This is a genomic window from Kribbella orskensis (assembly GCF_004342085.1).
In the GTDB taxonomy this organism is placed as follows: domain Bacteria; phylum Actinomycetota; class Actinomycetes; order Propionibacteriales; family Kribbellaceae; genus Kribbella; species Kribbella orskensis.
Genome location: NZ_SLWM01000001.1, coordinates 228,945 through 248,879, shown reverse-complemented (window position 1 = coordinate 248,879; position 19,935 = coordinate 228,945). Strand labels below are relative to the sequence as shown.

15 protein-coding genes and 1 riboswitch are annotated in these 19,935 nt (G+C 69.5%); of the genes, 8 read left to right on the top strand and 7 right to left on the bottom strand.

Annotated features, from left to right (window positions below; genetic code table 11):
- Window positions 1–2 precede the first annotated feature (2 nt).
- Complete coding sequence (locus EV644_RS01245; protein WP_132187367.1) at window positions 3–1,805, bottom strand: ABC transporter substrate-binding protein; 1,803 nt, start codon at window positions 1,803–1,805, stop codon at window positions 3–5.
- A 168-nt stretch (window positions 1,806–1,973) separates the two neighbouring features.
- On the opposite strand from EV644_RS01245, the gene EV644_RS01240 reads away from it, so the two are divergent.
- The 3 genes from EV644_RS01240 to EV644_RS01230 all read left to right on the top strand — a co-directional run bounded on the left by EV644_RS01240 (window position 1,974) and on the right by EV644_RS01230 (window position 5,838).
- Window positions 1,974–2,657, top strand: a complete 684-nt coding sequence (locus EV644_RS01240; protein ID WP_132187368.1) for a response regulator — start codon at window positions 1,974–1,976, stop codon at window positions 2,655–2,657.
- A 2-nt stretch (window positions 2,658–2,659) separates the two neighbouring features.
- Window positions 2,660–4,075, top strand: a complete 1,416-nt coding sequence (locus tag EV644_RS01235) for a HAMP domain-containing sensor histidine kinase (protein WP_132187369.1) — start codon at window positions 2,660–2,662, stop codon at window positions 4,073–4,075.
- A 164-nt stretch (window positions 4,076–4,239) separates the two neighbouring features.
- Window positions 4,240–5,838 (top strand): ABC-F family ATP-binding cassette domain-containing protein, encoded by a 1,599-nt coding sequence (locus tag EV644_RS01230; RefSeq protein ID WP_132187370.1) that lies wholly within the window; start codon window positions 4,240–4,242, stop codon window positions 5,836–5,838.
- 770 nt (window positions 5,839–6,608) lie between these two features.
- Here EV644_RS01230 and EV644_RS01225 read toward each other — a convergent pair.
- Entirely contained in the window at window positions 6,609–8,177 is a 1,569-nt protein-coding gene (locus EV644_RS01225) for a transposase (protein WP_199239590.1), read from the bottom strand.
- 577 nt (window positions 8,178–8,754) lie between these two features.
- On the opposite strand from EV644_RS01225, the gene EV644_RS01220 reads away from it, so the two are divergent.
- The 4 genes from EV644_RS01220 to EV644_RS01205 all read left to right on the top strand — a co-directional run bounded on the left by EV644_RS01220 (window position 8,755) and on the right by EV644_RS01205 (window position 12,556).
- Window positions 8,755–9,816 (top strand): RNA polymerase subunit sigma-70, encoded by a 1,062-nt coding sequence (locus tag EV644_RS01220; protein WP_241997855.1) that lies wholly within the window; start codon window positions 8,755–8,757, stop codon window positions 9,814–9,816.
- Window positions 9,817–10,201: 385 nt separating this feature from the next.
- Window positions 10,202–10,690, top strand: coding sequence for a hypothetical protein (locus tag EV644_RS01215; protein ID WP_132187371.1), 489 nt, complete (start codon window positions 10,202–10,204; stop codon window positions 10,688–10,690).
- A gap of 7 nt (window positions 10,691–10,697) precedes the next feature.
- Complete coding sequence (locus EV644_RS01210) at window positions 10,698–11,918, top strand: sensor histidine kinase (protein ID WP_241997857.1); 1,221 nt, start codon at window positions 10,698–10,700, stop codon at window positions 11,916–11,918.
- Window positions 11,915–12,556 carry a response regulator gene (locus EV644_RS01205; RefSeq protein ID WP_199239589.1) on the top strand — a complete coding sequence of 214 codons (642 nt, stop codon included), beginning with the start codon at window positions 11,915–11,917 and terminating at the stop codon, window positions 12,554–12,556. Before EV644_RS01210 ends, EV644_RS01205 begins: the two co-directional genes overlap by 4 nt.
- Before the next feature lie 49 nt (window positions 12,557–12,605).
- Here EV644_RS01205 and EV644_RS01200 read toward each other — a convergent pair whose 3' ends face one another.
- Window positions 12,606–12,881: a DUF1905 domain-containing protein gene (locus EV644_RS01200; protein WP_132187373.1), complete on the bottom strand. Its 276-nt coding sequence runs from the start codon at window positions 12,879–12,881 to the stop codon at window positions 12,606–12,608.
- 93 nt (window positions 12,882–12,974) lie between these two features.
- Between EV644_RS01200 and EV644_RS01195 the strand changes: the two genes are divergently transcribed.
- The gene (locus EV644_RS01195) at window positions 12,975–13,499 is read left to right on the top strand and encodes a GNAT family N-acetyltransferase (RefSeq protein ID WP_132187374.1); all 525 of its coding nucleotides are present in this window, start codon (window positions 12,975–12,977) and stop codon (window positions 13,497–13,499) included.
- On the opposite strand, the gene EV644_RS01190 is transcribed toward EV644_RS01195, so the two are convergent.
- From EV644_RS01190 to EV644_RS01175, 4 genes are all read right to left on the bottom strand, one after another.
- A complete protein-coding gene (locus EV644_RS01190) occupies window positions 13,453–14,511 on the bottom strand; it encodes a cation diffusion facilitator family transporter (protein WP_241997860.1) in 1,059 nt (352 codons plus the stop codon). The two genes, EV644_RS01195 and EV644_RS01190, sit on opposite strands and share 47 nt — an antisense overlap.
- Window positions 14,508–14,918 (bottom strand): ArsR/SmtB family transcription factor, encoded by a 411-nt coding sequence (locus EV644_RS01185; RefSeq protein WP_132187375.1) that lies wholly within the window; start codon window positions 14,916–14,918, stop codon window positions 14,508–14,510. Before EV644_RS01185 ends, EV644_RS01190 begins: the two co-directional genes overlap by 4 nt.
- Before the next feature lie 97 nt (window positions 14,919–15,015).
- On the bottom strand, window positions 15,016–17,331 hold the full coding sequence (gene metE / locus EV644_RS01180; RefSeq protein ID WP_132187376.1) for a 5-methyltetrahydropteroyltriglutamate--homocysteine S-methyltransferase: 2,316 nt from the start codon (window positions 17,329–17,331) through the stop codon (window positions 15,016–15,018).
- Window positions 17,332–17,458: 127 nt separating this feature from the next.
- Window positions 17,459–17,670, bottom strand: a riboswitch (cobalamin riboswitch).
- Between the two features lie 95 nt (window positions 17,671–17,765).
- Window positions 17,766–19,934, bottom strand: a complete 2,169-nt coding sequence (locus tag EV644_RS01175; protein ID WP_132187377.1) for a glycoside hydrolase family 31 protein — start codon at window positions 19,932–19,934, stop codon at window positions 17,766–17,768.
- Window position 19,935 lies beyond the last annotated feature (1 nt).

The window sequence follows — 19,935 nt, the reverse complement described above, 5'->3', positions numbered from 1 at the left end:
GATCAGCCCTGCTTGTCTTTCGTCAGCCAGACGTTCGTCGGGTCGAAGTTCTGCAACGACGGGATGTAGACCGCGTTGTTCACCTGCGACGCGTGGTAGTTCGCCTGCTTGTTGTTGGTGAGCGGGTAGAACGCCGCGTCCGCCATCACCTGGGCGTCCGCCTTGGCCCACAGCGCGGCCGCTGCGTCGGTTGTCGGTGCCGCGACCGCCTGAGCGATCAGGGCGTTGGCCGCCGGGTTGTTGTAGAGGCCGAAGTTGCTGCCCACCGGCGGGAAGGACGGCTGGCCCGAGAACAGCGGGTTGAAGAAGGACACGGCCGCGTTGCCGTACCAGTCGGCTCCCCAGCCGGCCAGCGAGACGTCCCAGACGCCGCGCTGCGCGACGCTCGGCACCTGCAGGTACTTCACGTAGAAGTCCGCGTTGGGCGACGGTACGCCGACCACGGTGATGCCCACCTTCGACAGGTCCTGCTGGATCGTCTGGAAGGACTTGCTGCTTCCCTCGGTGGCATTGCGGTACAGGAACTTCAACGTCAGGTGCGGGAAGCCGGCCTCGGCGAGCAGTTGCTTGGCCTTGTCCGGGTTGTAGGGATACGGGTCGATCTGCTTCGAGCCGACGATCACGTCCGGCAGCACGTGGGTCAGCGGCGGGTTGAGCGTCGGGCCGCCGAGCACCTGCAGGATGTGGTCACGGTTGATCGCGAAGCTGAGCGCCTGCCGGACCTTGGGGTTGGCCAGCGCCTTGTTGTTGTTCGGCGAGGCCGTGTTGTAGACGACGTACGGGTTGCTGCTCGCCGTGTCGCCCAGGTTCAGGTTCGGGTCCTTCTTCGCCTGCAGCGCGGGGATCTGCGACGCCGGCGGCGCGACGTCCCACTCGAGGTCGGCGCTCGGCGTACCGGTCTGCAACTGCTGCTGGACCGAGTCCTGGCTGGTCGTCTCGTTCACCACGATCTTGTCCACGTAGGCCTTGCGGACCGGGTCGGTGGAGGCGTTCCAGGCCGGGTTCCGCGAGTAGTTGACCGACTTCGTCGGCACCCAGGAGTCCACCTTGTACGGGCCGTCGGAGGGGAAGTGGTTGCCGAGTTCGGTGCTGGCCGGCAGGTACTTGAGCACCTCGACCGGAGCCGGCGAGAAGGCCGACAGCGTCAGCATGTCGACGAAGTAGGTGGCCGGCTGGGTGAGCTTGAAGACCACCGTCGTCTGGTCCTTGGCGACCACGCCCGGCAGCGGCGTCTTGTTGATGTAGTCCGCGATCGCGGCCGGCGTCTTCGCCACCTTGGTGAAACCGTCCGCGAACGCCTTGTAACCGACGATCAGGTTCGCGAAGTCCGGGGTGCCGCCGAACGGCTGCACCGGGTTCGCGGTCCGCTTCACGCCGAGCACCATGTCGGCGGCAGTGACCTGGCGGGCCGGGCTGGTGTTCCACTGCGCGCCGGGCCGGATGTGGATCGTGTAGGTCTTGCCGTCCGCGCTGATCCCGCCGTTGTCCGCGGTCGGGATCGTGGTGGCCAGGTCCGCCACCGGCGCGGTGTTCTTGCCACCCGGCTCAGCCGGGTAGGTGAAGAGCTGACGGCTCCACATCCGCAGGTTCAGGTAGCCGACGGAGTAGTAGCTGATGTTCGGATCCATGTAGTCGACGTCACCCGCCCCGAGCATGTTCAGGGTGCCGCCCGCGACCGGGTTGCCGGTCGTACCCCCGCCCGCCGCGCCGGCGGTGCCGCTGTTGCCGGCGTTGCAGGCTGCCAGCGTGAGACCCACGACGGCAACTATGGTCGCGGTCGCGAAGCGTCGGGTGGAACTGGCCATTGGTCCTCCTCGGAAACTCGATGAGGCCGAACGTAGGAGCGGCCGGACCGGAACCGGAGGTCGTTCACGGAAGCGTCAAGACCTTGTCATCGGCGCCCCGCGGGCAGATGACGAAGTCATGACAGAAGTCACCTTCCGTTCGCCCTTTTCCGAGCAACACTGGGGGACGTGGCGCACAGCTTGCTGTTGGTCGACGACGAACCGCGGATCCGACGGGTGCTGCGGCTCGCGCTCGAGGACGAGGGTTACCAGATCTCCGAGGCGGCGAACGGGTTCGATGCCCTGGCCGCCCTCCGCCGGGAGCCGCCGGACGTGGTCCTGCTGGACCTGATGCTGCCCGACCGGGACGGATTCACCGTCTGCCGGGAGATCCGCCGGAACAGCGACGTCCCCGTGATCATGGTGACGGCCCGGACCGACAGCCACGACGTGGTCGCGGGGCTGGAGGCCGGCGCGGACGACTACGTGACGAAACCCCTGGTGGCCAAGGAGCTCTCGGCCCGGATCCGGGCCCTGCTCCGGCGGGTGGAGCCGGCGAGCACCCGGACCTCCGACCTGTACGTCGTCGGCGACCTGGAGATCGACCTGGCGGCCGCCGAGGTGGCCCGCGACGGCGCGGTGCTGCCGCTGACCCGGACCGAGTTCAAGCTGCTCGCCGAGCTCGCGGGTGCCGAGGGCAAGGTCTGCAGCCGCGAGCACCTGCTGTCCCGGGTCTGGGGCTACGGATACTTCGGCGACAGCCGGATCGTCGACGTCCACATCCGCCGGCTGCGGCTGAAGATCGAGCACGACCCGGCCACTCCCAAGCACCTCGTCACCGCCCGTGGCCTCGGGTACCGACTGGTGAGCTGACGTTGCGGCGGCGGTTCGGCCTGCGGGACCGGGTGATGCTGGCGTACGGCCTGCTCGCCCTGGGGTTGTCGGGCGCCCTCGCGCTCGTCACCTTCAACGTGGTCTCGGACTACCTCACCGAGCAGCGGATCTCGTCGGCGTTGGTGGAGACGGCCGACAACGCCGCGGCCCTGCACTACGGCCTCTTCGACGCTGCGCCACCCTGCCGGCCGAGCCGTGACAACCCGGCCGAGTGCACCACTGTTCCGGCCTCGCGCCCGGCACCGGACGTGATGGCACTCCTCGACCAGCTGCCCTCGACCGACTCTGCCGCCTCGCTGCTGTTCTTCCACGACCGTTGGTATTCCGCGGTCGGGCGGCCGGTCGATCTTCCGGCGGACCTGGTGAACGCCGCCAAGTCCGGGACCGAGGTGAACCGCCGGATCGAGGTGGCGGGTCAGCAGGTGCTGGCGGTCGGCGTACCGCTGACCAGGTCCGGTGAGGCGTTCTTCGAGTGGCATCCGCTGACCGGTCTCGACAAGACCCTGCGGATGCTGAAGATCACCCTCGTCGTCGGCGCCCTCGTGACCGCCCTGCTCGGCTTGGCCGTCGGCAGGTTCGCCAGCACGCTGGCCTTGCGGCCGTTGGCCGAGCTGACCCAGGTCGCGGCGGCTGTGGCTCGTGGCCGGCTCGATGCCAGGTTGCAGGCCGAGAACGACCCGGATCTGGGTGGTCTGGCGCGGTCGTTCAACCAGACCGCCGCAGCCCTCGAGCAGCGAGTGGTGGCCGATGCCCGGTTCGCCGGGGACATCAGCCACGAGTTGCGGACACCGCTGATGACGATGATGAACTCGATGCAGTTGATCCAGAACCACCGGACCGAACTGCCCCCGGCGGTGCGGGAACCGGTCGAGTTGCTCGGCGACGACCTGGACCGGTTCCGCCGGCTTGTGATCGACCTGCTCGAGATCTCCCGCGACGACGGCGGCGACCAAGGCCTGCGGGAGACCGTCCGGATCGCCGATCTGGTCCGGGCCGCCGCGGACGCGACCGCCGGCCGATCGATCACGGACGTCGCCGAGGATGCGGCCGACCTGACCATGGAGGCCGACAAGCGACGACTCGAACGGGTGATCGCGAACCTGGTCGAGAACGCCGAGGACCACGCCGGCGGCTGCAAGGGCGTCACCGTCCAGGCCGGCGGCCGCGGCGTCATCGTGTACGTCGATGACGCCGGCCCGGGGATCCCCGAGGCCGACCGGGAGCGGATCTTCGAGCGGTTCGGCCGGGGTGGCGGCGACGGCCAGAGCCGGGGGATCGGCCTCGGCCTGGCGATCGTCGCCCGGCACGTCGAGTGGCACCACGGCCTGATCGAGGTCACGGACCGCCCCGAGGGCGGCGCCCGCTTCATCGTCGAACTCCCCACCAAGTCCCGCTGAGCCCGCCTCGGCACGGGCTGACCGGTGGGCGGCCGGAAAATCACCTGACGTGCCCTTGGGGCCGGATCTACTCTGGGGCCATGGCTACTTGCCTCTGTGTCTAGCTGCGCGACCCGCTTCCACACCAGAAGTGCGTCCACCAGCTACCACGGAGAGTAACCATCATGATCACCGTCCGCGGTGTCGACATCCGCGTCGGCGCCCACCTGTTGTTGTCCGACCTGTCCTTCCACATCAGCCCCGGTGACCGCATCGGTCTCGTCGGCCGGAACGGCGCGGGCAAGACCACCCTGCTGAAGACCCTGGCCGGCGAGGAGCGCCCGGCGGTCGGCTCCATCAGCGCGACCGGTTCCATCGGCTACCTGCCGCAGGACCCGCGCGCCGCCGACCCCGACGTCACGGTCACCGCCCGGATCCTTTCCGCCCGCGGCCTCGACGTCGCAGTACAGCGGCTCCGCAAGGCCGAGGCGGCGATGGGCCACGCCGTCGGCGAGGCCCAGGAACGTGCGATGGCCGCGTATGCCCGCGCGGAGGCGCAGTTCCAGGCCGGTGGTGGCTACGCGGCCGAGGCCGAGGCGGCCCGGCTGGCGGCCGGGGTCGGTCTGCCGAACCGCGCGCTCGAGCAACCCGTCGGGGAGCTCTCGGGCGGCCAGCGTCGCCGGGTCGAGCTGGCCCGGATCCTGTTCGCCGAGCACGACACCCTGCTGCTCGACGAGCCGACCAACCACCTGGACGCCGACTCGGTCCTGTGGCTGCGGTCGTTCCTGCTCGGCTACCACGGCGGCCTGGTCGTGATCAGCCACGACCGGGACCTGCTCGCCGCCACGGTCAACCGGGTGTTCCACCTGGACCCGCAGCGCACCACGATCGACATCCACAACACCGGCTGGAAGAAGTACCTCGACCAGGTGGAGACCGACGAGCGCCGCCGCGCCCGCGAACGCAGTACGGCTGAGCGGAAGGCGGCGGTGCTGCACGCCCAGGCGGACAAGATGCGCGCGGGAGCGACCACAGCCGTGGCCGCCCGGAACATGGCCCGTCGCGCGGACAAGCTGCTCTCCGACCTGGAGCCGGTACGCCGGGTGGCGCGGGTGGCCCGGATCAGGCTGCCCGACCCCGCGCCGTCCGGACGGACCCCGCTGGGCGCGATCAGCCTGACCAAGGCGTACGGCGGACTCCAGGTGCTCAACGGCGTCGACCTCGCCGTCGACCGGGGGAGCCGGCTGGTGATCCTCGGGCTCAACGGCGCGGGCAAGACCACGCTGCTGCGGATCCTGGCCGGCCGGGAACAACCCGACTCCGGCCGGGTGGTCCACGGGCACGGGCTGCGGCTCGGGTACTTCGCGCAGGAGCACGACACGCTCGACCTGGCCGGCACGGTCCGGCAGAACCTGGCGTCCGTGGCTCCCGGGCTGACCGACGGGGAGGTCCGGAACGTACTCGGGTCCTTCCTGTTCAGCGGCGACGACGCGGACAAGCCCGCCCGGGTGCTCTCGGGCGGCGAGAAAACCCGGCTGGCCCTGGCCGGCCTGGTCCACTCGGGCGCGAACGTGCTGCTGCTGGACGAGCCCACCAACAACCTCGACCCGGCCTCCCGCGACGAGGTACTCGGAGCCGTCGGCAACTACCCCGGCGCGATCGTCATGGTCACCCACGACGAAGGCGCCATCGAGGCCCTCCGCCCCGACCGGGTCCTGATCCTCCCCGACGCCACCGAAGACCTCTGGACCGACGACTACCTGGACCTGGTCTCCCTGGCCTGACCCGCCACCCACGGACCGACGTACCTCGCCACTCCGCGAGTACGTCGGTCCGTGGCTCGGTGGGTACGTAGGTTCACGGGATCGGCTGGTACGTCGGTACGTAGGGCAGGGGTGGTCATCCCGGCGCTAGTGCGGGTGCTCGTTCGGGCCATGGGTGCGGGTGCTCGTTCCGGGCATGGGGGCGGGTGGTTCCCCGGGTATGGGTGCGGGTGGTTGGCGGTCTCCGCTGCGTGATGGTGCTAGTCGGGATGGGGTGCGTCAAGAGCGCTTCGCGTCCCTTCGGGATCGAAACAAGTTTCGACTCTTGACCCACCCCATCCCGACCAGGGAAGGACGCAGCTACGCGGATCCCGCGGAGGGGTCTGAGCCGGGTCCGGGGTGGTGTTTCGGGGTGGGGTGTACGGACCGACAGGTAGTGCTGGCGTGGTCGCGGAGGTTCCAGGCGTGGGTGGCCTGCCGGGGTGGGGTGTGCGGCGGGTACTTCCTGTCCGTCGGTACGCCGGCGGCTCCGGGGGCGCGGGTTGGCCCCGGTGGGCGGTGGTTGCGCCGGTTCGGGGCAGGGTGCTGGCTGGTTGTTTGACCGCTGGCAGGTTGTTCGACGACTGGCGGGTTGGTCGGCGGCCTGTGGCTCGTTTCGGGGTCCGCTGGCAGGTTGTTCGCTGGCTGGCGGCCAGTAGAGCCTGTTGGGAAATGGTTTTGGGTGGCCGGGGTCGGGGTGGTGCGGGTGTCGGCGCTGCCGGGGCGGGGCCCGGGTGGGGCCCCGTGGGGGGTTAGGTGGTGCGGAGGCGGTGGAGTTTGAGGAGGTTGGTGGTGGCGGCGGCGAGGTGGAGTTCGCTGGTGGCGGCGGTGAGGCCGCGGCGGCTGAAGGTGCGGAGTCCGATGAGGTCTTTGAGGTGGCCGATGACGGTTTCGACGGTGGCGCCTCGGCGTTTGTAGGCCTGGTGTCCTTGGGGGGTGTGGAGCCGGTGTCTCATCTGGTCGATCGCGGTGGCGTTGCCGGGTGGTGGTGGGTTGGTGGGGCCGGTGACCGCGCGGTTCGGGTCGCGTGTTTTGCCGAGTGCGATGAGCCGGTCGGGGCCGGGGGCGGCGAGGTTGTCGTTGCTGAGGTAGCCGGCGTCGAACAGGATCAGGTCGATGCCGTGGTGGGGGTGGGGATCGCCGCCGCCTGCGGGTGCGGGTCGGTGTGTTTCGACCAGGGCGGCGGCGTTGAGCGCGGCGGTGATCATCGGCACGCATTGGTCGGTGTCGGTGGTGTCTTGGGTCAGTGTGGCGGCGAGGATGAGATGGTCGTCGGTGACGGCGAGTTGGGCGTTGTAGCCCTGGATCCAGCCTTTCCTGGTGGGCATGATCCGCGAGTCGGGATCGGTGACGTTGCGCCGCGGCCGGCCCTTGGACGGCTTCTTCGCGGCGGCCTGTGCGATCGCGCGGAGCCTGGCCTCGCGCTCGGCGTGGCGTTGTTCGGCATTGACCAGGCGGGTCCGGGCGGCCTGGACGGCCTTGCTGTCGTCCACGGCGACCGGGGGCCGGCCGCCGGGGCATTGCCCGGTCGCGGCGCGGCGGGCCTGGTAGTCGCGCACCGCGGCGCGGGCCTGAGCCTCGGCGCGTTCCACCCGGGCCCGCGCCGCCTCAAGGGTGGCCGCCGCCTTGGCGTCGGCCGCGGCCTTTGCCGCGGCCCGCTCGGCGGTCTCGGTCTCGATCTGGGCCAGACACTCACCGATCCGGGCGCGGCGCCCACCACCACGGCCCGACATCGACGGCGGCAACTCATCACCACGCTGGTCACCGAACAATGCGTCCTCGGCGGCATCGGCCGCGGCCGCCGCACCAACGATCCGCTCCACCTCCGACCGCAACCGCTCCTCGGTCCGGTTGGCGTCGATCGAGGCGTTCGCGGCGATCTTCGTGCCGTCCACCGCGATCGACCCGACCCGGCCCAGACCCGCCCTCGCGCACACGATCAGCACCTGCCCGAACAAGGCCTTGAACGCTGCCTCGTGCTCGGCGCGGAACCGCGCGATCGTCGAATGATCCGGCACGTCTTGGGCGCAGATCACCCGGAACGCCACATCCACCGTGCACAACCGCTCGATCTGCCGCGACGAATGCACCCGGTGCGCATACCCGTACAGCAGCAACGTCACCAGCATGTCCGGATCGAACCCGGCCCGGCCCTGCCGGGCCCGGGCCTTGGCCTGCCGGGAATGGAACGCCGAGGTGTCCATCTCGGCCACCACATCGATCAGGAACCACGCCAGATGATCCTGCGGCAACCAGTCCGCCATATCCGGCGGCAACAGAAACGCCTGATCACGATCAACCGGCCGATACGAATTCGCCACCACCCAATCCTCGAACCCCCACCCCGCCCCAACCGCCAACGCCACGCCCCATTTCGCAACAGGCTCAGTAAGGCGCCAGCGGCCGAACAACCCGTCATCAGGAGGCCAATCACCGGCCTGACAGCCAGTGCGGGTGTGGTTGTCCCCGCGGACCTTCCGGGCAAAGGAACACCCCGACCGAGTAAGCAACTCCCCGAGCGTCCGGGCGGAGGAGCTCCCGATCCTTGTCGCCACACCTCCCAGCGGCTCCGGGATAGCTGCGTTCCTTCCCTGGTCGGGCTGGTGTGGGTCAAGAGTCGGAACTTGTTCCGATCCCGAAGGGACGCGAAGCGCTCTTGACGCACGCCGGCCCGACTAGCACCATCACGCAGCCCGGGGACGCAACCACCCGCGCTGATGCCGGCGACAACGCCTCCGCCCGTTCCGGTGGGACCACGTCCGCCTGTACCGGGGGCAGCACCCTCGCTTGTGTCGGCGGGTCCACCTCCGCCTGCCTCGCGGGAGCGATTCCTTTCGCGCCTGGATCTGGTCTGTCTCTCGACGGAGGTTCTGGAGAAAGGGAGGCAGACTGGTGCAGGTGGCGGTTTCGGAGGAGTTTGTCGGGGCGACCGAGTCGTTCCGGCGCGAGTTGGTGGCGCACTGCTATCGGATGGTCGGGTCGGTCGAGGATGCCGAGGATCTCGTGCAGGAGGTCTATCTGCGTGCCTGGCGGGCTTGGCGGAAGTTCGAGGGGCGGGCTTCCGTGCGGACGTGGCTCTATCGGATCGCCACCAACGCGTGCCTCAGCGCACTGCAGCACCGCGACCGGCGGTACGTGCCGTCCGGGCTCGGCGCGCCCGGGGATGATCCCCACGCGCCGGTCGAGCTCGCCGCGCCCGGCACGAAGTGGGTCCAGCCGATACCCGATGCGATGGTGGATCCGGCGGAGATCGTGGCTGAGCGCAACAATCTTCGGCTGGCGCTGATCGTCAGCCTGCAACACCTTCCGCCGCAGCAGCGCGCAGTGTTGGTACTGCGGGAGGTGCTCGCGTTCTCCGCAGCCGAGGTGGCGGAGATGCTCGAGTTGAGCGTGCCCGCGGTGAAGAGCAGCCTGCAGCGGGCCCGGGCCACCTTGGCCGAGTTGGAGGCCGACCGCGAGACGATCACCGAGCCCACCGACGCTCGCGCGACCGAGCTCCTCGATGCCTATCTCGCCGCCTTCGAGCACTCCGATCCAGCGGAACTGGAGAAGGTCCTGCGCCGCGACACCGTGCTCGAGATGACCCCGGCACGCACCTGGTTCAAGGGACTCCGGACCTGTATGCCGTTCTGCGCCGCCTCCGCGCTGGGCTCGCCCGGCGAGTGGCGGATGCTCCCGGCGAAGGCCAACGGACAACCCGCGGCGGCGGCGTACCGGCGTACCGAAGCAGGGGTTTACGAGGCCTTCGGGATCGCGGTGCTTGAGGTTGCGGAGGACGGGATCGCCCGGATCACCGTGTTCGGTGACCCGGGCCTGTTCCCCGTCTTCGGCTTCCCCGCGATCGCAAGCCCAGGCCCAGCTAGCCCCGGTCCAACTAGCCCCGGTCCAACTAGCCCCGGTCCAACTAGCCCCGGTCCAACTAGCCCCGGTCCAACTCGCCCTGGTCCAGCTGGTCGGTGAGCCAGGCGAGCCTGTCGTCCTTGGCCTGCTGGTTGAGGAAGTGTTCCGCGGTCTCCTAGAGGCTGACGGTCGCCTTCGGGTTGGCGGTGCTGAAGGCGGCCCGGATCTCCGGCGAGACGACGATGTCGCGGCCGGCCCACTGGAAGTAGACCCGCTTCACGTGCCCCCTGGCTGTGGCGTCGCCCGACGCGCACGCGCGAGCGATCGCCGAGGGCCCTCGGCTGGCGGCGGGACGACTATGGACGCGACCCGGCCTTCGTCTGGCCGGACGCGTCTCAACCCGTGGGTTGAGAACGGGATCCATCCGGGTCCAACCCGAGGGCCGACGTCCGGTGCGGTGCTTCAGGCGAGTCTGGAATCACCAAACTCGTCGGAAGGAACTGTGATGTCGGTCAACCTCCTGCTGGGCATCCTGATCGGGGCTCTCGTCGTGGTCCGGGTGATCGGCCGCCAGGTGCGCGGCTCGATGGTGACCCAGAAGTCGCTGGTGGTGATGCCGCTGATTCTGGTCGCCGTCGGCCTGCTGACCGCGCGGGACGCATTCAGTACGGCGACGCCCGGCGAACTCGCGTTCTTCGTCTTCGACGTGGTCGTACTCGTGCTGATCGGCTTCGCCCGCGGTGCCAGCACCCACTTGTCGCAGCGGGCGGGAGGCCTGTACCAGAAGGGCACCGGCCTCACCCTCGCGCTTTGGCTGCTGACCATCGCCATCCGCGTCGGCGCCGGCCTCCTCGGTTCCGCGATGGGCCTCAACGGCCCGCTCACCACCACCGCCCTGCTGCTGACCTTCGGCCTGACCATCGCGGCCCAGAACGTGGCGGTCTACCTGCGGGCGCAGCGCCTGAACATCCCACTGGCAGTCGAGCGGGCATGATGACGGTATGACGGATCTGCCGCATCCAGACCTCGAGCGAACCGTGCGAGAGGGCTGGCTGCAGCAGACGTGGCACCGGCTGGTGGCGTTCTGGAACTCGCCCGTTCCCGGGACCGTGCTCCGGCTGGTGCCGACCGGCCTGGTGATCGCGACGCTGATCCTCACGGCCGGTTCGCCGGATCGCCGCCGCCAACTGCCGTTGCCGATCATCTTGCTGCTCGCAGCAATTGTTGTGCTGGGCAACCTGGCGATGCTCCCACTGCGGTACGGCGAACCACTCGGCCGCCGCCGCGCGATCAGCCTGCTGGCCTTCGTGATCGCCGGATCGCTGCTCTGGTTCGCCTTACCCGACAGCGTCCTGGTGGTCCTCCCGTTCTGGGCGGTCCGGACAGCCGTCCGCTATCGCAGGCCCGGCCCGGTAGAGATCATCGTGGTACTGCTCGGGATCGTCGGTGCCAGCCTGCCGATCCTGCTCAACCACGGCTCACCTGGTGGAGCCGTCGGTACTGCGGTAGGCGCTGTCGCGCTGCTCCTCGCCTCCATCAACCGCCGGGTCCGGGAGCAGCAACTGGACGACCTCCAGGTATCCCTTGCCCGCAAGCAGGCCGCGATCGAGGAGCACAGCCGCGCGGCCGCTCTGGCGGAACGTGCCCGGATCGCCCGCGACGTGCACGACGTACTGGCTCATTCGCTGGCCGGGTTGTCGCTCAGCCTGCAGGGTGCGCGGCTGATGCTGGTCCGCGATGGCGCATCGGAGGAGGCGATCGGCCAGGTCACCCGGGCGCAAGGTCTGGCGGCGGAGGGGCTGGCCGAGGCAAGGCGTGCGGTGGCGACGTTGCGCGAGGACTCCGTTCCCGACGTCCGGGCGCTGTCCGATCTCGTCACGGCATTCAGGCTGGAGGGCGGTGGCGCGGCGATCTTCGAGGTGGAAGGGGAGCCGAGGGCCCTGCCGGCCGAGGCGATGACCGCGTTGTACCGGGGGTTGCAGGAGGCGCTGACGAACACCCGCAAGCACGCGCCGGGCGCAGCGGTCGAAGTACGGCTTGCGTATGAGAGCGGGCGGACTGCGCTCACGGTGGAGGACCATCCCGGTAGGCCTCCCGCGCGTGGGGTCGGGGGCGGCTACGGTTTGGTCGGGATGCGGGAGCGTGCCGAGTTGATCGGTGGCAGCCTGGAGGTCGGTCCGACGGAGGACGGGTGGCGAGTTCGGTTGGTGGTGCCGGCGTGAGCGATCTGCGGGTGGTGGTCGCGGACGACCAGACGGTGGTCCGCGACGGCCTGGTGACGCTGCTGCGCCTGCTGCCTGGGATCGACGTTGTCGCCGCGGCTTCGGACGGGCAGGAGGCGGTGGACCTGGTCGCCGCGCACAAACCGGACGTGCTGCTCGTCGATCTGCGGATGCCCCGCTGTGACGGGGTAGAGGCGACCCGGCGGGTGCGCGCGGAGTACCCGGGCACAGAGGTCGTCGTACTGACGACGTACAGCGACGACGACTCCGTGCTGGCCGCGCTGCGGGCCGGAGCGCGCGGGTTCCTGACGAAGGACGCCGACGCAGAGTCGATCGGGCGGGCCCTGCACGCGGCCGCTGCCGGCCAGTCGATCGTGGATGGTGACGTCCAGCGCCGCCTGATCGAGGCGAGCACCGCAGTACCGACCCCGCGGGATGCGGCGGCGGACGGGCTGACGCCCCGCGAGACCGAGGTACTGCGGTTGATCGCGGCCGGGTTGTCGAACACCGAGATCGCGCGGCACCTGGTGGTCAGTGAGGCCACGGTCAAGACCCACATCAACCACCTCTTCGCCAAGGCGGGCCTGCGGGACCGCGCGCAGGCCGTCGCCTACGCCTACCGCCTCGGCCTCGGCTAGAGCCGCCTCCACCTGCTGGCTCGGCTAGTGCCGCCTCCACCTGGCTGAGCTAGAGCCGCTCCTCCAGGTGGACGGTGATCTCCTCGCCGGGCGATTTGCCGATCAGCTTGCGGAGCTCGCCCTTCACCGGCAGCTTGTGGGTGCCGTCGCCGATGGCCATGAACGAGCTCTCGAACGGGTGGCCGTCCATCGTGCCGCGGACCTTCACCAGCCCGCGGGTGCCGAAGTACTCGGCCGAACCGGGCATCTTGACGTAGGTCCAGCCGCCCTTGGCCGGGCTCTGCAGCAGTGGCGCCGTGAACTGCTTGTCCAGCTTGGTGCTCATGGTGGTTCCTCTTCCTGGCCGGGTTTCAGTGTGCCTTCACCCAGTACGTAGAAGCCACCGGCCCGCTTTCGACACGAGTGGAAGGATGGGCCGGTGACTACTTCTTTGACGGTACGACGGGGCGCCCGGGCGGACGTGGACGCGGTGCTCAGGCTCCTCGACGGGGCGACCGAATGGCTGGTGGCGCGAGGGCGGACCGATCAGTGGGGGACCGAGCCGCACTCGACCAATCCGCGGCGGATCGAGCAGATCAACGGCTTCGTCGATGACGAGGGTTTGTGGGTCGCGGAAACCGCGGACGGACGCGTCGTCGGTGCGCTCGCGGTGGGGGCGGCGATGCCCTACGTGCCGCCTGCGACCGAGCCGGAGCTGTACGTCCGGCTGCTGGTGACGGACCGCGCCTCCAGCGGGACCGGCATCGGAACCGACCTGCTGGAGCACGCCCGCTCACTGGCCCGCGGGCTCGGTGTGGACCTGCTCCGGGTGGACTGCTTCGCCGGTGGCGACGGCGCCCTGGTCCGGTACTACGAGAAGCAGGGGTTCACCCGCGCCGAGCAGTTCGCAGTACCGGTCAATGACTCGGAATGGCCTGGTCAGATTCTGTTCCAGCGGCTGTGATCGTGCCGGTGGCGGGGCGGTGGACCACGCCGTGCGCGTCGCTGCAGTGCACGTCCCACTCGTCGCCGGAGGCATGGTCGACCTGGAGCGTCGAGTGCGTCAGCTGGTGCCGCTCGGCGAGGACCGCCTCGATCTGACTGCGGATCTGGTGACAGTCCAAGCCCTCGCGGACCAGGATGTGCGCCGACGCGGCCGGCTCGCCCGAGGTGATCTCCCAGACGTGCAGGTCGTGCACCTCGACCACCCCCGGTACTGCGCACAGCTCGGCGCCGACCGCGGCCGGATCGAGGCCCGCGGGTGCAGCCTCGAGGAAGATCCGGCCGGAGTCGCGGACCAGGCCGATCCCCGCCTTGAGCATCAGCGCGGCAACGATCAGCGCGGCGATCGAGTCGGCCTGGGCGAAGCCGGTGAGCAGCACGACCAGACCGGCGATCGCGGTCGCGACGAAGGCGAACAGGTCGTTCAGGATGTGCTGGAAGGCGCCCTCGACGTTCAGGCTCGAGCGGTTCGCCTTGCTGATCAGCCAGGCCGCGATCAGGTTCACCACGATGCCGACCACACCGGTGATCAGCACCAGTGCGCCTTCCACCTCGGGCGGGTGGATCATCCGGTTGATCGCCTCGTACACGAAGAACGCCGCCAGCAGCAGCAAGGTGATCCCGTTGGCCTGCGCGGACAGGATCTCGACCCGCTTGAGTCCGTAGGTGAACCCGCCGGTCGGGGGCCGTGCGGACAACCGGATCGCGATCAGCGCGAGGGCGATCGCCGCGGCGTCGGTGAGCATGTGCGCCGAGTCGGTGATCAGCGCCAGCGACCCGGCGGCGAACCCGACGATCACCTCGGCTGCCATGAACGCGAGGATCAGCGCGAGGGCGCCACTCAGCAACTTCCGGTCGGCATCAGCCTTGACGCCGTGCCCATGGCCGTGACCGTGGCCGGCGCTTGTGGTGGGGCCCTGCCCGGTGCTCGATGCGGCGCTCTGGGCGGCGTGGTGGTCCTGGCCGGTGCTCATGAACTGCGCTCCGGGTGGATGGCGTCGGTGTGCTCGGTGTGGGCGACCGCGAGGTCGACGAGCATCCGGACATGGGCGTCGTCGAGCCGGTAGTAGGCCATGCGCCCGTCCCGGCGGACCGAGACGACGCGATGGGCCCGCAGCAACCGCAGCGCGTGGGAAGTCGCGGACTCGCTCATCCCCGTCACCGCGGCGAGATCGCAGACGCACAGCTCGCCGTCCAGGAGCGCGACCAGCAACTTCAGCCGCCGCGGGTCGCCGAGCAGCCCGAACACATCGGACGTGTCGACGACATCCTGCTCCGAAGGCATCCTGGCATGGACGGCCGCCACCCGCTCCGGATCGACCAGCCGCACGTTGCAGGCGTCGATCGGGGCTGGAGCGTGCACATCTGCAGAACTCTTCATACGTCGACGGTATCCGATCCGCCCGCCCCGCGCGAGTCTCCGCGGCGAAGACCGGGACCCGCCTTCCGACGAAGACTGGTCCCGGCCGGCCGTGGGGTCAGGACGGGAGGGTGCCCCGTACCTCGTGGGCCGCGTTGACCAGGTGCTGCAGGGAGTCGCGGACCTCTGGCCAGCCGCGGGTCTTCAGGCCGCAGTCGGGATTGACCCAGAGGCGTTCGGCGGGGATCGCGTCCAGGCCCTTCCGGAGCAGGGAGACGATCTCGGAGGTGCCGGGCACGCGGGGTGAGTGGATGTCGTAGACGCCGGGGCCGACCTCACGGGGATAGCCGGCGTCGCCGAGTTCGTGCGCGACCTGCATGTGTGACCGGGCCGCCTCCAGGCTCGCCACGTCGGCGTCCATCTCGTCGAGCGCGTTGAGGATGTCGCCGAACTCCACGTAACACATGTGCGTGTGGATCTGCGTGTCCACGCGGACGCCACTCGTCGTCAGCCGGAAGGCCTCGGTACCCCAGGCCAGGTACGCCGCACGATCCGCCTTCCGCAGCGGCAACGTCTCGCGCAGCGCGGGCTCGTCGACCTGGATCACCGAAGCGCCGCCCGCCTCCAGGTCATTCACCTCGTCCCGCAGTGCGAGTGCGACCTGACGCGCGGTCTCGCTGCGCGGCTGGTCGTCGCGGACGAACGACCAGGCCAGCATCGTCACCGGCCCGGTCAGCATGCCCTTGACCGGCTTGTCCGTCTGGGACTGCGCGTACTGCGTCCAGCGGACCGTCATCGCCTTCGGTCGGGAGATGTCGCCGGCGAGCACCGGCGGCCGCACGTACCGCGTGCCGTACGACTGGACCCACCCGTGCTGGGTCGCGACGTACCCGTCCAGCTGCTCGGCGAAGTACTGCACCATGTCGTTGCGCTCCGGCTCACCGTGCACGAGCACGTCCAGCCCGGCCTTCTCCTGGAACGCGAGCACCTCGCGGATCTCCGCCTCGATGCGCTCGTCGTACTGCGCCGCGTCGATCCGCCCGGCGCGCAGATCCGCCCGCGCGGTGCGCAGCTCGGTGGTCTGCGGGAACGAGCCGACGGTGGTTGTCGGGAGCAGCGGCAGGCCGAGTCGCGCCCGCTGGGCGGCTGCCCTTTCCGGGTAGGCCACCGAGCGGCGGCTGTCCGCCTCGGTCACGGCGGCGACGCGAGCCCTGACCTCCGGATCGTTCGTCAGCGCCGAACCGGCTCGTGCCTCCAGCGCCGCCCGATTGGCGGTGAGTTCGGCCTCGATCGCCTCCGTGCCCTCTGTGATCCCGCGGGCGAGCGTGACGATCTCGGCGGTCTTCTGCCGGGCGAACGCGAGCCAGGCAAGGACTTCCGGGTCGATGTCGTTCTCTGCCGCGACATCCAGCGGGACGTGGAGCAGCGAGCAGGACGAGCTCACGTCCACCTGCCCGGCCAGCCCCATCAGCGTCGCGAGGGTGGACAGCGACCTGGAGAGGTCGTTGATCCAGATGTTGCGGCCGTTGACGACGCCCGCGACCAGCCGCTTGTGGCGCAGCCCGGCCACCGACGCGAGCGCGTCGAGGTTGGCCGCGGCAGGCCCGGTGAAGTCGATCGCCAGGCCCTCGACCGGCGCCTTCGCGAGCACGGGCAGCGCCTCGCCGAGGCGATCGAAGTACGACGCGACCAGGAGCTTCGGACGATCCGTGAACCCACCCAGTACTGCGTACGCGCGGGCGGCAGCGTCCAACTCGTCGGCCGTGCGGTCCTGGACGAATGCGGGCTCATCCAGCTGCACCCACTCGGCTCCCGCTGCACGCAGGTCCGCCAGGATTTCTCCGTACGTCGTAAGGAGTTTGTCGAGCAGCGACAGTGGTTCGAAGCTGTCAGGAACCCCTGGTGCGCGTTTCGCGAGCAGCAGGTAGGTGACCGGGCCCACGAGAACCGGACGGGCCTTGAGGCCCAGCGCGACGGCCTCCTGCAGTTCGGAGACCTGCTTGGTGGAGTCAGCGGTGAAGACGGTGTCCGGGCTGAGCTCGGGGACCAGATAGTGGTAGTTCGTGTCGAACCACTTCGTCATCTCCAGCGGCGCGAGCTCCTGCGTCCCGCGCGCCATCGCGAAGTAGCCGTCCAGCGGATCCGCCTCGACGGCATCGCGGTACCGGTCGGGGATCGCGCCGAGCATGACGGTGGTGTCGAGCACGTGGTCGTAGTACGAGAAGTCACCGGTCGGGACCTCGTCGATGCCGTCGGCGGCGAGCTGCTGCCAGTTGGCCCGGCGAAGCTCGGCGGCGATCTGCCGGAGGGCGTCCGCGCTGGCGGTGCCCTTCCAGTAGCCCTCGATGGCCTTCTTCAGTTCACGGTTCTGACCTTGCCGGGGGTAGCCGTACACGGTGGCCCGTGCTGCCGTGGGTGCGGACTGCGTAGTCAAGCGTCTCTCCTTCGCGAGCTCGTCTCGAAAGACCACGGGCCTCGAAGGGGACAGCCGGCGCGCCCCCGAGAATGGGAGCTGCGCACGCCGACCTTCCCACGAGGTCACCGAGATCACCACGGGCGATGGGCGCACGTGGGCAGTGGCAGGTCTTCGGACTCGCGAGCACGTCTGTCGCCAGACACCTACCGACCGTCGCTTCCCAGACCCGGAGGCCCAGTGCGGATGACGGCTTTCGTTCCCACTCACCGCTGCGGGGCAGTCCCGGAATTCCACCGGGTTCCCTCTTACGACATCCCACCTGGCGGGCAGGACGAACCAGCTGCAACCACCACCCTACGTCCCCGCCTCAGCGTCAGCGAAGATTCACCGCGTTCGTGGACGACCTCGCGGCGGACGAGCTGGTAGAACCGACGCAGCCGAGATCGGATCGGTCAGGCGAAGTAGCTCGCGACCTCAGGCCAGGCGGTGGTTCGGCAGTAGACGGGGACGATCTCCAGGGGGACGTCGCGCGTGGTCAGGCCGTGCGGGACTTGCTCGCCAGTCCAGACGTCTGTCCAGTCGCCCTCTGGCAGGTACGTCGTCCAGGTGGTGGCGCCGGGTTCCAGGACCGGGTTGACGAGGAGGGCGTCGCCGAGGAGGTACTGGTGGGGGTGGTTCCAGATCTCGGGGTCCTCGGCGTAGTCGAAGAAGAGGGGGCGCATGAGGGGGCGGTCTGTGGTGATGGTGTGCGCGGCCTGGGCGGTCAGGTAGGGGACCAGGCGCTCGCGGAGTTCGGCGAAGGAGCGGAAGAGGGGGATCACGCGGTCGTCGCCGGTGGTCTCCGCCACGTGCCAGGGGGTGCGGTCGCGGAGTGGGAGTTGGTGGTGGTTGAACTCCGAGTGGTACTGCATGATCGGCATGAAGACCGACGCCGCCGCGGCGCGGAGGTAGAGCTCGGCGTCGGGTACGGGCCCGGAGAAGCCGGCCAGATCCCAACCCCAGTAGACGATTCCGCACGAGGCGGCGGTCAGACCGGCGGTCACCGAGGAGCGGAACGCCTCCCAGGTCGAGTCCTCGTCTCCGGCCCAGAAGATGCCGTGCGCCTGGGATCCGGTGAACCCCGAGCGGGAGAACGTCACCGGCGCCTTGCCGACGGACCGCAGCAGGTCACCGAAGGTCCTGGCGTAGTGCACCGGGAACAGGTTGTTGCCCTCGTCGCCGAGCTTGCCGTCGGCGTAGACGAGGTCGTGCCCCCAGGCGTGCTCGCCGCCGTCGGTCTTGAACCCGTCCACCTCCAGGTCCTCGACGAGGTAGCGCCGCTTCGCAGTCCACCAGTCGCGGGTCCGTCGCACGGACAGGTCCGGCATCAGCGCCTTCGGGAACCACCAGCCGCGGTTGTGGTACGCCGTACCGTCCACCCCGAGCACGGCATGTCCGTCCCGGACCATCGCCTCGGCATCAGCGGCCACCTGGCCGGTGCTGAACTCCGTTTTCTGCAAGGGGATCTGCCACAGGATCACCTTGATCCCGCGCGCGTGCAGCTCGTCGATCATCGCCTTCGGATCGGGCCACGCGCCGTCAGCGCGGTACTCGAAGTCCCCGGCCTGGTGCGCGCTGCCGTCGGCGGTCACCTCGTACCGCGCGTCGCGCCAGATGGTGATTCCTTCTTCGTCGCTCCACGCCTCGATCACCACCGCGCCGACCGGGATCGCCAGGTCGCGGTGTGCGTTCATCCGCGCCATCACCAGATCCTGCGTGTTCCACTCGTTGCCCGAGGCCCACAACCGGAACACCCACGACGGCAGCTCCTCGGCCCGCCCCGCCTCGTCCAGGAACGCCTTCAGTACTGCGGTCGCCGACCCCTCGTAGATGCCCAGGTCGACCACAGACTCGTCGCCAAGGGCCACCTCGACAGTGAGCTTGCTGTCATCCGACGAGTACCACGTACGCCGAGACGTCCGCACGTGGAATCCCCAGCCATCGCCCGATCCGTTCACCACATGAGCGAACGGCATCGGCAGATACGTCCGCCCGTGCACGCCCTGGGACTTGTACTGCTCGAACACCACGGCATCGAGTGATCGGCCCCGCTGATCGAGCGCGTCATACCGCTCCCCGAAACCCACCAGATGCTCGTCCGGCCGCAACAACATGCTGAACCTCGCCCGGTGCACTCCAGCAGCCGACACCAACCACTCGACACCCTCCACGCGACCCTCGCCCCCGCGCAGCTCACCACCCTCAGGAGCCCAGGCAGCAGGTGCCACCTCGAACCACTCGGTGGTGTCGACCGTGGTGCCGTAGGCGCGGAAGCGGTACTTGGTGGGCTCGGTCACCGGTGGGGTGACGACCGACCAGCCACCGTCTGCGCCGAGGGACGTCGCCTGGGCTTCGGCGAGGTGGCCTTCTCCGCCCGCGAGCGCGGCGGCATCGGCGGTGTCTGCCTTGGCCGGAGTCAACGTCAACTCGGTGGCGCCCCATTCACAGACCACCCGCTCGACGTCGGGTGACACCACGACACCGAGTTGGACCTGCTGTCCGACCAATGGCAGGACCGGAACGCGCTGGTCCGGGGAGACGGCGTACGGGTGCTCGATGCCGAACGGGCGGTGCGTGATCATG